At 62.4% G+C, this 1,041-nt stretch carries 1 protein-coding gene; it reads left to right on the top strand.

Annotated elements, in window-relative coordinates; all coding sequences use genetic code 11:
* Positions 1-1,041, top strand: a 1,041-nt coding sequence (locus tag U1700_RS15370) for a TonB-dependent receptor domain-containing protein (RefSeq protein ID WP_332753531.1), incomplete at both ends; no start/stop codon positions are given.

Here is a 1,041-nt window from a genome sequence, read left to right as displayed (position 1 = left end):
CGGCGCCGAATACCGCAAGGAGATCAGCCGCTTCACGCCCGATCCCCTCGAACAGCAGGGCCTGACCTTCACCAATGCGCTCAGCCCGACGCGCGGATCGTTCGACGTGAAGGAAGTCTTTGCGGAATTGAACGCCCCGATCGCCAAGAACATGCGTTTCGCGCATAATCTGGAGGTTGGTGCCGCCATCCGCGTTTCGGATTATTCGACGATCGGCCGCGCAACGACGTGGAAGGTCGATGGCATGTACGCCCCGATCCGCGACATCACCTTCCGTGGGACCTATTCGGTCGCGATCCGCGCGCCCAATATCGGCGAACTGTTCGGCGGCCGGTCGCAGACCTTCTCGTTCTTCACCGAAGATCCCTGCATTCCGGCCAACACGGGCAACGGTACGCAGTATCGCGCCGCCAACTGCCGCACGCTGCTGCAGAATCTGGGGGCGGATCCGGCGACCTATAACGACAATCGCTCGATCAACATCTCCGGTACGGCGGGCGGCAATCCCCTGCTCCGTCAGGAGGAGGCCAACACCTGGACGGCGGGCCTGGTTCTCTCGCCGAGCTTCCTGCCGGGTCTGACGCTGTCGGCCGACTGGTATGATATCCGGCTGAAGAACGCGATCAACACCGTCTCGCCGATCCAGCTTGCCCAGTTGTGCGTCGACTCCCCGACGCTCAACAACCAGTTCTGCGGCGCCATCACGCGTCAGAACGGCCCGGGTAGCGGCGTCGTGCAGGCGGGCAATGTCATCGGCTTCAACGTGGCGCCCCAGAATGTCGCCTCGTTCCAGACCGCAGGCCTGGACTTCAACCTGAACTGGCGCCTGCCGACCGCCAATCTGGGTCTGTTCAATCTGCAGGTGAACGGCAACTATCTCGACAAGCTGCTGTTCATCGGCGTGCCGGGCGCGCCCGCGACCAACTATCGCGGCACCATCGCTTCCGTCGCTCCGAAGTATCAGGTGACTTCGAACCTGTCCTGGACCAAGGGCATGCTGACGCTGAACTATGGCCTGCAATGGTTCGACAAAACGCTGCG

Source organism: Sphingomonas sp. RB1R13 (assembly GCF_036663775.1).
GTDB lineage: Bacteria > Pseudomonadota > Alphaproteobacteria > Sphingomonadales > Sphingomonadaceae > Sphingomicrobium.
The sequence above is the reverse complement of the archived record's forward strand: the minus strand, read 5'-3'. Positions and strand labels throughout refer to the sequence as shown.